Annotated in this window: 12 protein-coding genes; 5 read left to right on the forward strand and 7 right to left on the reverse strand. The window is 61.6% G+C overall.

Annotated elements, in window-relative coordinates; genetic code table 11:
* Positions 1–144: 144 nt before the first annotated feature.
* The 3 genes from ccoM to BLQ55_RS09880 all read right to left on the reverse strand — a co-directional run bounded on the left by ccoM (position 145) and on the right by BLQ55_RS09880 (position 1,003).
* The gene (ccoM, locus tag BLQ55_RS32690) at positions 145–261 is read right to left on the reverse strand and encodes a cytochrome c oxidase subunit CcoM (protein WP_025212288.1); all 117 of its coding nucleotides are present in this window, start codon (positions 259–261) and stop codon (positions 145–147) included.
* A gap of 144 nt (positions 262–405) precedes the next feature.
* Entirely contained in the window at positions 406–567 is a 162-nt protein-coding gene (locus tag BLQ55_RS32135; protein ID WP_003184513.1) for a hypothetical protein, read from the reverse strand.
* A gap of 94 nt (positions 568–661) precedes the next feature.
* Positions 662–1,003, reverse strand: coding sequence for an aspartate-semialdehyde dehydrogenase (locus BLQ55_RS09880; protein ID WP_092203848.1), 342 nt, complete (start codon positions 1,001–1,003; stop codon positions 662–664).
* 230 nt (positions 1,004–1,233) lie between these two features.
* Here BLQ55_RS09880 and rapA point away from each other — a divergent pair, with 230 nt between their 5' ends.
* A complete protein-coding gene (rapA, locus tag BLQ55_RS09885) occupies positions 1,234–4,080 on the forward strand; it encodes an RNA polymerase-associated protein RapA (RefSeq protein WP_092166068.1) in 2,847 nt (948 codons plus the stop codon).
* Positions 4,081–4,223: 143 nt separating this feature from the next.
* Here the strand turns inward: rapA and BLQ55_RS09890 are convergent, their stop codons facing one another.
* From BLQ55_RS09890 to BLQ55_RS09905, 4 genes are all read right to left on the reverse strand, one after another.
* Positions 4,224–5,066: a cache domain-containing protein gene (locus BLQ55_RS09890; RefSeq protein WP_092203850.1), complete on the reverse strand. Its 843-nt coding sequence runs from the start codon at positions 5,064–5,066 to the stop codon at positions 4,224–4,226.
* 231 nt (positions 5,067–5,297) lie between these two features.
* Positions 5,298–6,173 carry an ATPase gene (locus tag BLQ55_RS09895; protein WP_092203854.1) on the reverse strand — a complete coding sequence of 292 codons (876 nt, stop codon included), beginning with the start codon at positions 6,171–6,173 and terminating at the stop codon, positions 5,298–5,300.
* 106 nt (positions 6,174–6,279) lie between these two features.
* Positions 6,280–7,272, reverse strand: a complete 993-nt coding sequence (locus BLQ55_RS09900; protein WP_092253650.1) for an NAD-dependent epimerase/dehydratase family protein — start codon at positions 7,270–7,272, stop codon at positions 6,280–6,282.
* 42 nt (positions 7,273–7,314) lie between these two features.
* Entirely contained in the window at positions 7,315–8,223 is a 909-nt protein-coding gene (locus tag BLQ55_RS09905; RefSeq protein ID WP_060738833.1) for a LysR family transcriptional regulator ArgP, read from the reverse strand.
* 97 nt (positions 8,224–8,320) lie between these two features.
* Between BLQ55_RS09905 and BLQ55_RS09910 the strand changes: the two genes are divergently transcribed.
* The 4 genes from BLQ55_RS09910 to BLQ55_RS09925 all read left to right on the forward strand — a co-directional run bounded on the left by BLQ55_RS09910 (position 8,321) and on the right by BLQ55_RS09925 (position 13,645).
* Positions 8,321–8,923 (forward strand): LysE/ArgO family amino acid transporter, encoded by a 603-nt coding sequence (locus tag BLQ55_RS09910; RefSeq protein WP_092203858.1) that lies wholly within the window; start codon positions 8,321–8,323, stop codon positions 8,921–8,923.
* Between the two features lie 175 nt (positions 8,924–9,098).
* Positions 9,099–9,695 (forward strand): superoxide dismutase, encoded by a 597-nt coding sequence (locus BLQ55_RS09915; protein WP_003198616.1) that lies wholly within the window; start codon positions 9,099–9,101, stop codon positions 9,693–9,695.
* Between the two features lie 294 nt (positions 9,696–9,989).
* On the forward strand, positions 9,990–12,041 hold the full coding sequence (locus BLQ55_RS09920; protein WP_092253652.1) for a putative bifunctional diguanylate cyclase/phosphodiesterase: 2,052 nt from the start codon (positions 9,990–9,992) through the stop codon (positions 12,039–12,041).
* 260 nt (positions 12,042–12,301) lie between these two features.
* On the forward strand, positions 12,302–13,645 hold the full coding sequence (locus tag BLQ55_RS09925; protein ID WP_092203862.1) for an imelysin family protein: 1,344 nt from the start codon (positions 12,302–12,304) through the stop codon (positions 13,643–13,645).
* Positions 13,646–13,761 lie beyond the last annotated feature (116 nt).

Below are 13,761 nucleotides of genomic sequence, written 5' to 3' on the forward strand. Positions count from 1 at the left end.
AACGTCGATGTCGACTGACAGGCCCCTCATCGCGAGCAAGCTCGCTCCCCAATTGTTTTGCGTTGAAAGAGCAAGAATTGGCCAAAAAAAAGGGCGACCGAAGTCGCCCAAAATGCCTTGCGTGCTCGTTGTAGCCGGAAAGACCTACGGTTTTTTCCGCTTGTGTGCGTCTTTCCAGATGAATAATCCGAAACCTGCGAAAAACACGAACATGAGGCCGACCGTCAACACCCCGGCAAACACCACATTATCGAAAAACATGACTGACCTCCTGGTCTTGCCCCTGTTGCGATGGGTTCAAGGTAACCAATCAGGCCTGGATGAAAATTGACCGGGGTCAATAACGCCCGCGACGGGGCGCAAAGGAGGGGAAATAACTGATCTGCATCAATGGATCGAGGAGGTTCAGCGCTTTTTCGGTTTGTTTTTCGGCTTTTTCTTGGGCTTACCCAGCGGCATGGCCTGCTCGAAAGCCTGGCGGACTTCATTGAGGCGTTTTTCGTTGAGGTCGTGAACGCGCTTGGCGCGCTCGGCACTGAGGTCGATCAGCTTGTCGTCTTGGCTCATGGCGTGTAGGCATCGTGCAGTGAATTGCGGATGCGCCCATGATGCGGGCTGTTGGCGGCGTTGACCAGCCTGTGCGTGCAGGCAGGCGCCTGGATCAGATCTGGATATCGACCCACAGGCCCTGGCGCGTCTCGTCGTCTATCAGCGGCACCACTGGCACGGTGTTGTCGGCGTTGAGCTCGGTACCCGGTACGGCCAAGTGCACTTCTGGGTCTTCATCGGCCTCGCGGCGGCGGCGGTCGCGTTCCTGCTGGCGACGCTGCTCCTCGCGCAACAGCAGCGCGGCCTCTTCCGGGTCGCGTTTTTGCAGGTCAATAGTGCTTTCATTGGAGCTTTGCTGCACCGGGACCACGGGCGGTATGTCCGGTCGCTGGCGAACCGGATCCTGTTGAGCGGTGATGGGTACGGCGCTCAAAGGGAGCATGGGTGGCAACATAAAGTTCTCCTGTCTTCAGGTTGTCGGCGGCTAAAGGAGCAGCTTGAACCGCCGGTCCGAAACTTGTGACCCAGTTGGCAATTGCAGCGTTCACCAAGGCCGAGCTTGTTTGATCGCTGGGCAAGCGTAAGTTCCGTGCCGTTGGTAATGAATCAGCGTACGTAAATCCTTTGGTCTGAAGGATCCTTCCGTTAAGATAACCGGCTTTTTCAAGGCGGGAGTCAGGCAGCATGGCGCAGCAGTATCAACCGGGGCAACGCTGGATCAGTGACAGCGAAGCCGAGCTGGGTTTAGGCACCGTTCTGGCACAGGACGGCCGCTTATTGACCGTGCTCTATCCGGCCACTGGCGACACCCGCCAGTACGCGCTACGGAATGCGCCCCTCACCCGTGTACGGTTTTCGCCGGGCGATGTGATCACTCACTTCGAAGGCTGGAAAATGACCGTGCGCGAAGTCGATGACGTCGATGGCCTGCTGGTCTACCACGGCCTCAACGGGCAGAACGAAGTCGTCACCCTGCCCGAGACTCAACTGTCGAACTTCATCCAGTTCCGCCTGGCCAGCGACCGTCTGTTCGCCGGCCAGATCGACCCGCTGGCCTGGTTCTCCTTGCGCTACCACACCCTGGAACACACCAGTCGCCAGTTGCAGTCTTCGCTTTGGGGCCTGGGCGGGGTACGTGCCCAGCCCATTGCCCATCAACTGCACATTGCCCGTGAAGTGGCCGACCGGATTGCCCCGCGGGTGTTGCTGGCCGACGAAGTGGGCCTGGGCAAGACCATCGAGGCCGGCCTGGTCATCCACCGTCAGTTGCTGTCCGGCCGCGCCAACCGCGTACTGATCCTGGTACCGGAAAACCTCCAGCATCAATGGCTGGTGGAAATGCGCCGGCGCTTCAACCTGCAGGTCGCGCTGTTCGACGAAGAACGCTTCATCGAAAGCGATGCCAGCAACCCGTTCGAAGACACCCAACTGGCCTTGGTGGCGTTGGAGTGGCTGGTGGACGATGAGAAGGCCCAGGACGCGCTATTCGCCGCCGGCTGGGACCTGATGGTGGTCGACGAGGCCCACCACCTGGTGTGGCACGAAGACCAGGTCAGCCCGCAATACGCCCTGGTCGAGCAGCTTGCCGAAACCATCCCTGGCGTGTTGCTGCTCACCGCGACCCCGGAACAGCTGGGCCAGGACAGCCACTTCGCCCGCCTGCGCCTGCTGGACCCGAACCGCTTCCATGACCTCAAGGCCTTCCGCGCCGAGAGCGAAAACTATCGCCCGGTGGCCGAAGCCGTGCAGGAGTTGCTGGACAAAGGCCGCCTCTCGCCCGAAGCCCACAAGACCATCCAGGGTTTCCTGGGCAATGAAGGCGAAGCCTTGCTGACCGCCGTCAATGATGGCGATGTCGAAGCCAGTGCCCGCCTGGTGCGCGAGCTGCTGGACCGCCACGGCACCGGCCGCGTGCTGTTTCGCAACACCCGCGCCGCTGTGCAGGGCTTCCCGGAGCGCAAGCTGCACGCCTACCCGTTGCCTTGCCCGGACGAATACCTCGAATTGCCGTTGGGCGATCACGCCGAGCTGTACCCGGAAGTCAGCTTCCAGGCCCAGCCGGACGCCAGCGAGGAGGAGCGCTGGTGGCGTTTCGACCCGCGGGTCGAGTGGCTGATCGACACCCTGAAAATGCTCAAGCGCACCAAGGTGCTGGTGATCTGTGCCCACGCCGAAACGGCCATGGACCTGGAAGATGCCTTGCGTGTGCGCTCCGGCATCCCGGCCACGGTGTTCCACGAAGGCATGAATATCCTGGAGCGTGACCGTGCGGCGGCCTATTTCGCCGACGAAGAGTTCGGCGCCCAAGTGCTGATCTGCTCGGAAATCGGCAGTGAAGGCCGCAACTTCCAGTTCGCCCATCACCTGGTGCTGTTCGATCTGCCGGCGCACCCGGACCTGCTGGAACAGCGTATCGGCCGCCTGGACCGGATCGGCCAGAAGCACACCATCGAGCTGCATGTGCCCTACCTGGAAACCAGCCCGCAAGCGCGGCTGTTCCAGTGGTATCACGAAGCCCTGAATGCCTTCCTCAACACCTGCCCGACCGGCAACGCCTTGCAGCACCAGTTCGGCCCGCGCCTGCTGCCCTTGCTGGAAGAAGCCGACGATGGCCAGTGGCAAGCGCTGATCGACGAGGCCCGCGCCGAACGCGAACGCCTGGAAGCCGAGCTGCACACCGGTCGCGACCGCTTGCTGGAACTCAACTCCGGCGGTGCCGGTGAAGGCGATGCGCTGGTGGAGGCCATTCTCGAGCAGGACGACCAGTTTGCCCTGCCGATCTACATGGAAACCCTGTTCGACGCCTTTGGTATCGACAGCGAGGACCATTCGGAAAACGCGCTGATCCTCAAGCCGAGCGAAAAGATGCTCGACGCCAGCTTCCCACTGGGCGACGACGAAGGCGTGACCATCACCTACGACCGCAACCAGGCGCTGTCGCGCGAAGACATGCAGTTCATCACCTGGGAGCACCCGATGGTGCAAGGCGGCATGGACCTGGTGCTGTCCGGCTCCATGGGCAACACCGCCGTGGCGCTGATCAAGAACAAGGCCCTCAAGCCCGGCACCGTGTTGCTGGAGCTGCTCTACGTCAGTGAAGTGGTCGCCCCGCGCTCGCTGCAACTGGGCCGCTACCTGCCGCCGGCCGCCCTGCGCTGCCTGCTGGACGCCAACGGCAACGACCTGGCCGCCCGGGTCTCGTTCGAAACCCTGAACGACCAACTCGAAAGCGTGCCCCGCGCCAGCGCCAACAAGTTCATCCAGGCCCAGCGCGACCAGCTCACACCACGGATCAACGCTGGCGAAGAGAAAATCGCCCCACGTCACGCCGAACGCGTGGCCGAGGCCCAGCGCCGCCTGGCCGCCGATACCGACGAGGAACTGGCCCGCCTGACCGCCCTGCAAGCGGTCAACCCGACCGTGCGCGACAGCGAGCTGGTGGCCCTGCGCCAACAGCGCGAGCAAGGCCTGGCGATGCTTGAGAAGGCGGCGTTGCGCCTGGAGGCGATCCGGGTGTTGGTGGCGGGCTGATTGCCACCGTCTGAAGGCTGTTGGGATTCACCTGTGGCGAGGGAGCTTGCTCCCGCTGGGTTGCGTAGCAGCCCCCTTTTTTGGGGAGCGCTGCGCACTCCAGCGGGAGCAAGCTCCCTCGCCACAATGTCCAGCGCCTCGCATCAAGGGCTGTAATACCCCACCGCCACCAGGAAATGCCCGACCTTCTTCAGGTACGCGTGTTTATCCTCGACCTTGCCGGTCACCGGATTCTTCCAGCGGTACTCGTACTCTCCCTCGCCCTGTTTGCCGATCAGCGCCAGGATCGGCTCGCCCACCGGTTTGCCATCCGGGTCCTTGACCTTGGCGAAGTCGGTATTGATCAAGCGCAAATTGGTACCATGGCCGACATAGCGCCGGGTATCGAGGTCGACGACAAAGACATACAAGTCATCCTGCAGGTAACCGCCCTTGAGGGAGTTGACCGCCGTCAGCGTGGCCTTCTCGTTTTTTTGCAGGTCATTCGAGGCCTTGTCCAGCAACGCCCTGGCCTGTTCGGCGGAAGCCCGGGGCAGGTAGTAGCCGACAGCGAGGATTCGTTCGCCAACACGCTGGAAATACACATGCTTGCGCTCGACCTTGCCGTCCGTCCAGTTCTGCCAGCGGTATTCGGCTTGTTGGATGCCACTGGCCTCGGGGGTTTTCAAGGCGTCCTTGAAGGCTTTGCGCAAATCCGGCCCCAGCACATCGGACACGTCCCGCCCGATCAACGCCTGGGACGGCCCGCCGCTGGCGAGCATTACACCTCGGGTATCCACCACGAACACGTAGCGATCCTTGTCGACGAATTCCCCTTGGCGACTGAACGCGGCAAAGGCTTTGTCGCCGTTGTCGTGGTAATAGGCCAAGGCCTTCTCCAGCAGTGCCCGGGCCGCCTGGCCATCGTCCGCAGTGGCCGCCTGGGCCTGAGCCAACCCCAGCATGAGCATTGCACCCAGCCAGGCCATCCTGTGAAAAAACCCCATGCGTGCGCCCCTCGTTCTTGTTGGTGTTTCAAGAGCGTAGACGGCGTGGGCTGATATGTAGGAGCTGACGAGTGCAACGAGGCTGCGATCTTGCCCCTATAAATTGAATCGAAAGCGAAAGATCAAAGATCAAAGATCAAAGATCAAAGATCAAAGATCAAAAGATCGCAACCTTCGGCAGCGCCTACGAGGGATCTGCGGCGGCCGCAAAAATCATGGACCGCCGTAAGTTCATTGAGCCCCAGCGCGCAGTTGCTGCTGCAAGTTCTGGATCTGCGCCTGCAACGTGTTGATGTTACGGGTGACCTGGCCGCGGAAGGCGTCAAACTCGGCCGTGTTGCCGCCCTTGTCCTGCTGGCTCTTGAGCACGATCACTTCCTGCTCCAGGCGGTCGATGGCAGAGTTGGAGGTGGCTCTTTTCAGGGCGGTGATGTCAGCACCGATGCTCTTGAGCTGGGCATCCAAGGCCCCACCCTCGCCCTGGCTCTTCAGGGCGGTCACTTCTGCCGCCAGCGCCTTGACCTGGGCTTGAAGCTCCTTGTTGGACGCCTGCAACTGCGTGTTGGTGTTCTGCTGTTCCGAGGCCTGGGCGATGAGCTGGGCCAGTTCCTTGTCCAGGTCGGCAGAGGGGCCGAACGTGGCCTGCTGTAGTCTGTACTGCTCCTGCAGCTTGCCGTCGAATTGCCGCCCCTGTTCCTGCAGCTTGTTCTCCAACTGTTTGATTTGCAGCTTCAAGGCTTCACTGTCGCTCATGACGTTGGACTGCCCGGCGACCACCTTGCCGGAAATGTCCTGCAAGCGCCCTGCCGCATCCTCACTGATCCGGGCGAAGCTTTCCTGGGTCGCCACCAGTTGCTGCTCCATCAGGGAAATCTGCTGGAAGCTCCACCAGGCCAGGAAACCGAATGCACACAGCAGCGCGCCGACCAATGCCCACAGCGGCCCGGTGCTGGGCCCCTTGACCTTGGCCGCGGCAACGGGCGCCGGGCGCGCTTGCACGTGAGGCTGGCGGCTGGGCATGAAATCATCGTCATCGGGAATATCGGCCCGCATCCGCAGGCTCGGTACATCATCGAAGTCGTCGTTGGCATCGTTACGCATGGGCATGGTTCGACCTTTGGGAAACCGATAATGGCTTGATGCGGCGAGTATAACCCTCTCGCCCGCCGCACCGATTGACCCCGAACCCGGCACTCGGTTCAGGATGGGCCGATCAGCGGGCTGTCTGGACACCCCACCAGGCGCAAAATTCATCGAGGGCGGTCCACAGGCTGACCTGCGGATCGTAATCGAGATAATGCCGGGCACGACTGATATCCAGGGTGAAATTTTTGTTCATGACCTGCATGCCCAGGCGCGACAGCGTCGGCTCGGGACGACCTGGCCACAACTTGCAGAATCCTTCATTCAGGGCCGCGAGGCTGTAGGCCAAGCCGTAGGAACGATAACGCCGGACCTGCGGGACTTCCATCTGGCGCATCACATAGTTGACCACGTCCCACAGCGGGACCGGTGCCCCGTTGCTGATGTTGTAGGCCTTGCCCAAGGCAGAGTCGGTGGCCAGCAGACTGCTGAGCAACGCTTCGTTGAGGTTCTGCACACTGGTGAAGTCCACTTTGTTCAACCCGTTGCCGACAATGGCCAGTCGTCCCTTGCGCTGCATTTTCAGCAGGCGCGGGAAAATGCTCATGTCACCGGCACCGGTCACGAAACGCGGGCGCAGGGCCAGCACTTCGAGGCCGAACTCCTGGGCACCGAAGACTTTCTGCTCGGCCAGGTACTTGGTGGCGGCGTAAGGGTGCTTGAAGCGCTTGGGCACCTGTTCTTCGGTCAATCCGAGGTGGTCACGGCCGTCGAAGTAAATGGACGGCGAGGACAGATGAACCAGGCGGCGCACCTTCTGCTTGAGACAGGCTTCGACGACATTTTCCGTGACTTGGACATTGCCCTGATGGAAATCCTGGTAGCGCCCCCACAGTCCCACGGAGCCGGCGCAATGCACCACGGCCTCGACATCCAGGCACAGGTCGCGGGCCAGCAGAGGGTCGTTCAGGTCGCCCTGGACGAACTGCGCACCGCGACGCACCAGGTGTTCCACACTCTCGGCCCGGCGACCGTTGACCCGTACATCCAGGCCCTGCTCCAGGGCGAAACGCGCAAAACGCCCGCCGATGAAGCCGCTCGCGCCGGTGACCAAAATCTTCATGCATGCTCCTAAAAATCAGATTCGAACTACAAGCCACAAGCGTCAAGCCAAGCGCTTTTCACTTACCGCTTGCAGCGTGCTGCTTGCCGCTGCGATCAATCGCTCAGTCAATAAGCCGAGCAACTGTCCACCATTGCGCCAATGATGCCAGTACAGCGGCACATCGATCGGTTTATCTGCCAACAATTCCACCAGCACGCCCCGTTCCAGCTGTTCGCGCACTTGCAGCTCCGGCACCAGCCCCCAGCCCAACCCCACCTCGGCAAGACGGATGAAACCTTCGGACGAGGGGCATAAATGATGCTCGAAACCGCCCTCCACGCCTACGGACGCAAGGTAGCGATGCTGCAGGAAATCATCCGGGCCAAACACCAATGCCGGCGTACGAGCCAGTTGATCGGCCCGCACGCCGTCGGGAAAGTGCCGGGCGATGAAGGCCGGACTGGCCAACGCCCGGTAGCGCATCGCCCCCAGCAGCACGCTGCGAGCACCCGCCACCGGGCGTTCGCTGGCGCAGACACAGGCCGCCACTTCACCGGCGCGCATACGCTTGAGGCCCACGGTCTGGTCTTCCACCACCAGGTCGAGCAACAGGTGATGGTCGGCGCAGAAATCTCCCACGGCAGCGGCCCACCAGGTTGCCAGGCTGTCGGCGTTCAAGGCGATGCGCAAACGCTCCGGCAGGCCCTCTTCATCCAGCGCCGGCACCAGGCTCTGCAGGTCGCGCTCGAGCAGCCGCACCTGTTGCACGTGGTTGAGCAACCGACGACCGATTTCCGTGGGTGCTGGCGGTGTGGCACGCACCAGAACGGGCTGACCGACACGCGCCTCCAGCAGCTTGATCCGTTGGGAAATGGCCGATTGCGACAAACCCAGCACCTGGGCCGCGCGCTCGAAACCGGCCTGCTCGACCACGGCGGCCAGGGCAGAGAGCAATTTGTAATCGAACATCAGTTTCCCTAATGAGCAATCAGCAATATTTGTTTTTCTTATACAACTCGCCACAGGAGAATGGCCAGCAATTCATCAACTGCCGGGGGATAAAACAATGTGGCAAAGCTATGTGAACGGGCTCTTGGTGGCCCTCGGGCTGATCATGGCCATCGGCGCCCAGAACGCATTCGTGCTGGCCCAGAGCCTGCGCCGCGAGCACCACTTGCCGGTCGCGGCGCTGTGCATCGCCTGCGACGCCCTGTTGGTCGCCGCCGGAGTGTTCGGCTTGGCGACCTTGCTGGCCCAGAGCCCGTTACTGCTGTCGATTGCCCGCTGGGGCGGCGCGGCGTTCCTGCTCTGGTACGGCAGCCTGGCCTTGCGCCGGGCCTGTTCGAAGCAGAGCCTGCAACAGGGTGAAAACCAGGCTGTGCGCTCGCTGCGGGCAGTCTTGCTCAGCGCGCTGGCGGTGACGTTGCTCAACCCCCACGTCTACCTCGACACCGTGCTGCTGATCGGCTCCCTCGGTGCCCAGCAGAGCGTGCCCGGCGCCTATGTGGTGGGCGCGGCCAGTGCCTCGCTGCTGTGGTTCCTCACCCTGGCCATCGGTGCCGCATGGCTGGCCCCCTGGTTGGCCCGTCCAAGCACCTGGCGGATCCTTGACCTGTTGGTGGCGGTGATGATGTTTACCGTGGCGATGCAATTGATTGTCGCCGGCTGATTATTCCAAACCGCTCTGGAACCTCTATTCCACACAGTTGTTGCGTGGTTATGCCGCACCCCCGGTGCTATGATCCGACTCCTGCGCCGCAAAGAGTACAAACTCCCCGGCGCTAGTCTGGCCGCCCGTGATCGGCCTTGCGCTCACCGCAACTGACCTGATTAGGAGAATCACCATGGCTTTCGAATTGCCGCCGCTGCCCTATCCACACGACGCACTGCAGCCGCACATCTCCAAAGAAACTCTGGAATATCACCACGACAAGCACCACAACACCTACGTCGTGAACCTGAACAACCTGGTGCCTGGCACCGAGTTCGAAGGCAAGACCCTGGAAGAAATCGTCAAGACTTCCTCGGGCGGCATCTTCAACAACGCCGCTCAGGTCTGGAACCACACCTTCTACTGGAACTGCCTGGCGCCAAACGCCGGCGGTCAACCAACCGGCGCCCTGGCTGAAGCCATCAACAAGGCATTCGGCTCGTTCGACAAGTTCAAGGAAGAGTTCAGCAAGACGTCCATCGGCACCTTCGGTTCCGGCTGGGGCTGGCTGGTGAAAAAGGCTGACGGTTCCCTGGCCCTGGCCAGCACCATCGGCGCCGGCAACCCGCTGACCAGCGGCGACACCCCGCTGTTGACCTGCGACGTGTGGGAACACGCCTACTACATTGACTACCGCAACGTTCGTCCGAAATACGTCGAAGCGTTCTGGAACCTGGTCAACTGGAAATTCGTCGCCGAGCAGTTCGAAGGCAAAGCCTTTACTGCCTAAGCTCGATGCCAGACAAAGGAAACCCGGCGCCGTGCCGGGTTTTTTTTGCGTGAGAAAATTGATCGCAAGCCAAATACCTCGTGTCCGGAACCCAAGAAAAAATCCCGGCAGGCCTCAAGTTGCGGTGCCTTGCAACCGACACAATGGTCGTAGAGCAATCACTCTGGAAAAAACGTACATCGGCCAGGTTTCAAGCGAAAACCCTTGTGTTTGATTGTCCCTTTGACTGACATCACAGGATTGCCAATACTCATGGCAACTTGACGCTACCCGCACGGAACAAGGAACCACTCTTTGAAGCTGGAACTCAAGAACAGCTTGTCTGTGAAGTTGCTCCGGGTCGTGCTCCTCTCGGCATTGATCGTTGGCATGGTCTTGAGCTGCGCCCAGATTGTGTTCGATGCCTACAAAACCAACCAGGCCGTCGCCAGTGATGCCCAGCGTATCCTCGACATGTTCCGCGATCCATCGACCCAGGCCGTCTACAGCCTGGACCGGGAAATGGGCATGCAAGTGATCGAAGGCCTGTTCCAGGACCAAGCCGTGCGCATGGCGTCCATCGGCCATCCCCGCGAAACCATGCTCGCCGAAAAAACCCGCCCCTTGCAGCACTCTGAAAGCCGCTGGCTGACCGACCTGATCCTGGGCAAGGAGCGCACCTTCACCACGCAACTGGTGGGACGTGGCCCCTACAGCGAATATTACGGCGACCTGAGCATTACCCTCGACACGGCCACCTACGGCGAGGGTTTCATCGTCAGCTCGGTGATCATTTTCATCTCCGGGATGCTGCGGGCCCTGGCCATGGGCCTGGTGCTGTACCTGGTCTATCACTGGCTGCTGACCAAGCCGTTGTCGCGGATCATCGAGCACCTGACCGAAATCAACCCCGATCGCCCCAGCGCGCACAAGATCCCGCAGTTGCGCGGCCACGAGCAAAACGAACTGGGCCTGTGGATCAATACGGCCAACCAACTGCTCGAATCCATCGAGCGCAACACGCACCTGCGTCACGAAGCGGAAAACAGCCTGCTGCGAATGGCCCAGTACGACTTTCTCACCGGTCTGCCCAACCGCCAGCAACTTCAACAGCAGCTGGACAAGATCCTGGTGGACGCCGGACGCCTGCAACGTCGGGTGGCGGTGTTGTGTGTAGGGCTGGATGATTTCAAGGGCATCAACGAACAGTTCAGCTATCAGACCGGCGATCAGTTGCTGCTGGCCCTGGCCGATCGACTGCGGGCCCACAGTGGGCGGCTCGGCGCACTGGCGCGGCTGGGGGGCGACCAGTTCGCCCTGGTCCAGGCCGACATCGAACAGCCTTACGAGGCCGCCGAACTGGCCCAGAGCATCCTCGATGACCTGGAAGCACCGTTCGCCATCGACGATCAGCAAATCCGCCTGCGGGCCACCATCGGCATCACCCTCTTCCCTGAAGACGGCGACAGCACCGAGAAACTGTTGCAGAAAGCCGAGCAGACCATGACCCTGGCCAAGAGTCGCTCGCGCAATCGCTACCAGTTCTACATCGCCAGCGTCGACAGCGAGATGCGCCGCCGCCGCGAGCTGGAAAAAGACCTGCGCGAGGCCCTGGTCCGCGAGCAGTTCTCCCTGGTGTACCAGCCACAGATCAGCTACCGCGACCTGCGGGTGGTGGGCACCGAAGCCCTGATCCGCTGGCACCATCCCGAGCACGGCCTTGTGCCGCCGGACCTGTTCATTCCCCTGGCCGAGCAGAACGGCACCATCATCGCCATCGGTGAATGGGTGCTGGACCAGGCGTGCAGGCAATTGCGCGAATGGCACGACCAGGGTTTCCTCGACCTGCGCATGGCGGTCAACCTGTCGACCGTGCAACTGCACCATGCCGAACTGCCACGGGTGGTGAACAATCTCCTGCAGATATACCGGCTGCCACCGCGCAGCCTCGAGCTGGAGGTCACCGAGACCGGCCTGATGGAAGACATCACCACCGCGGCCCAACACCTGCTTAGCCTGCGTCGCTCCGGAGCGCTGATTGCCATCGATGACTTCGGCACCGGCTATTCGTCCCTGAGCTACCTCAAGAGCCTGCCGCTGGACAAGATCAAGATCGACAAGAGCTTCGTCCAGGACCTGCTCGACGACGAAGACGACGCAACCATCGTCCGGGCCATCATCCAATTGGGCAAGAGCCTGGGGATGCAGGTCATTGCCGAGGGCGTCGAGACGGTCGAGCAGGAAGCCTACATCATCGCCGAGGGCTGCCACGAAGGTCAGGGCTATTACTACAGCAAGCCGCTACCGGCGCGGGAATTGGGCCTTTACCTGAAGCAGGCCGAGCGCAGCAAGGTGTCCATCCTCTGATTCCTCTCTTTTGCCACGTTCCTGTAGGAGCTGGCGAAGCCTGCGATCTTTTGATCTTTCGCTCCAGACTCGATGGGCAGTGGAAAGATCGCAGCCTCGCTTCGCTCGGCAACTCCTACGGGACGCTGCCGATCCCTTCATTAAATAAGAAATATTTACAACCATAACCCTTTACACATAATGCAAATCTTTCGCATTATGTCGCAGTTTTTGCGCACCCTCGCGCCTGTCCCATCCATCACCGAAGCAGGATGTTCGCCATGATTCGTATGCCCCTGGCTACCGCCAGTCTGCTGGCCATCGCTATTTCCCTCGCCGGTTGCGGCGAAGGCAAAGACAAGGCCGCCGCGCCGCAAGCGCCAACGCCGGCCGCCAGCACCTCGGCACCGGTCGCCCCTGCTGCCGCCGGCAAAGTCGACGAAGCCGCCGCCAAGGCTGTTGTCGCGCACTATGCCGACATCGTCTATGCCGTCTACAGCGATGCCGAATCCACTGCGAAGACCCTGCAAACCGCCGTCGACGCGTTCCTGGCCAAGCCGAACGCCGACACCTTGAAAGCCGCCAAGGCTGCCTGGATCGCCGCACGCGTGCCGTACCTGCAAAGCGAAGTGTTCCGCTTCGGCAACACCATCATCGACGACTGGGAAGGCCAGGTGAACGCCTGGCCCCTGGACGAAGGCCTGATCGACTACGTCGACAAGTCCTACGAGCACGCCCTGGGTAACCCGGGCGCCACCGCCAACATCATCGCCAATACCGAAGTCCAGGTTGGCGAAGACAAGGTCGACGTCAAGGACATCACCCCGGAAAAACTCGCCAGCCTGAACGAACTGGGCGGTTCCGAGGCCAACGTCGCCACCGGTTACCACGCCATCGAATTCCTGCTGTGGGGCCAGGACCTCAACGGCACCGGCCCGGGCGCCGGCAATCGCCCCGCTTCGGATTACCTGGAAGGCGCCGGCGCCACTGGCGGCCACAACGACCGTCGTCGTGCCTACCTCAAGTCCGTGACCCAACTGCTGGTCAGCGACCTGGAAGAAATGGTCGGCAACTGGAAGCCGAACGTGGCCGACAACTACCGCGCCACCCTGGAAGCCGAGCCGGCCGAAAGCGGCCTGCGCAAGATGCTGTTCGGCATGGGCAGCCTGTCCCTGGGTGAACTGGCGGGCGAGCGCATGAAGGTGTCCCTGGAAGCCAACTCGCCGGAAGACGAACAGGATTGCTTCAGCGACAACACCCACAACTCGCACTTCTACGATGCCAAGGGCGTGCGTAACGTGTACCTGGGCGAATACACCCGTGTCGACGGCACCAAGATGACCGGCGCCAGCCTGTCGTCCCTGGTCGCCAAGGCCGACCCGGCCGCGGACACCGCGCTCAAGGCCGACCTGGCCGACACCGAGGCCAAGATCCAGGTCATGGTCGATCACGCCAACAAGGGTGAGCACTACGACCAGTTGATCGCCGCCGGCAACACTGCCGGTAACCAGATCGTGCGCGACGCCATCGCCGCACTGGTCAAGCAGACCGGTTCGATCGAACAGGCTGCGGGCAAACTGGGCATCAGCGACCTGAACCCGGACAACGCTGATCACGAGTTCTGATCAACGCCGGCTGGCTGCGGGTCAACGCAGCCAGCCAAGCCACAAAACCTGTGGGGGCGAGCTTGCTCGCGACAGAGGTCTATCAGTCGATATTGATGTTGGCTGGTCTACCGCTA

The sequence above is a fragment of the Pseudomonas sp. NFACC13-1 genome (genome assembly GCF_900104425.1).
Taxonomy (GTDB): Bacteria; Pseudomonadota; Gammaproteobacteria; order Pseudomonadales; family Pseudomonadaceae; genus Aquipseudomonas; species Aquipseudomonas fluorescens_AA.

Coding starts and splice junctions, on each gene's coding strand:
- BLQ55_RS32135 (WP_003184513.1), bottom strand. CDS start 567: ATGAGCCAAGACGACAAGCTGATCGACCTCAGTGCCGAGCGCGCCAAG.
- BLQ55_RS09905 (WP_060738833.1), bottom strand. CDS start 8,223: ATGTTCGATTACAAATTGCTCTCTGCCCTGGCCGCCGTGGTCGAGCAG.
- BLQ55_RS09925 (WP_092203862.1), top strand. CDS start 12,302: ATGATTCGTATGCCCCTGGCTACCGCCAGTCTGCTGGCCATCGCTATT.
- BLQ55_RS09910 (WP_092203858.1), top strand. CDS start 8,321: ATGTGGCAAAGCTATGTGAACGGGCTCTTGGTGGCCCTCGGGCTGATC.
- rapA (WP_092166068.1), top strand. CDS start 1,234: ATGGCGCAGCAGTATCAACCGGGGCAACGCTGGATCAGTGACAGCGAA.
- ccoM (WP_025212288.1), bottom strand. CDS start 261: ATGTTTTTCGATAATGTGGTGTTTGCCGGGGTGTTGACGGTCGGCCTC.
- BLQ55_RS09895 (WP_092203854.1), bottom strand. CDS start 6,173: ATGCCCATGCGTAACGATGCCAACGACGACTTCGATGATGTACCGAGC.
- BLQ55_RS09900 (WP_092253650.1), bottom strand. CDS start 7,272: ATGAAGATTTTGGTCACCGGCGCGAGCGGCTTCATCGGCGGGCGTTTT.
- BLQ55_RS09880 (WP_092203848.1), bottom strand. CDS start 1,003: ATGTTGCCACCCATGCTCCCTTTGAGCGCCGTACCCATCACCGCTCAA.
- BLQ55_RS09890 (WP_092203850.1), bottom strand. CDS start 5,066: ATGGGGTTTTTTCACAGGATGGCCTGGCTGGGTGCAATGCTCATGCTG.
- BLQ55_RS09915 (WP_003198616.1), top strand. CDS start 9,099: ATGGCTTTCGAATTGCCGCCGCTGCCCTATCCACACGACGCACTGCAG.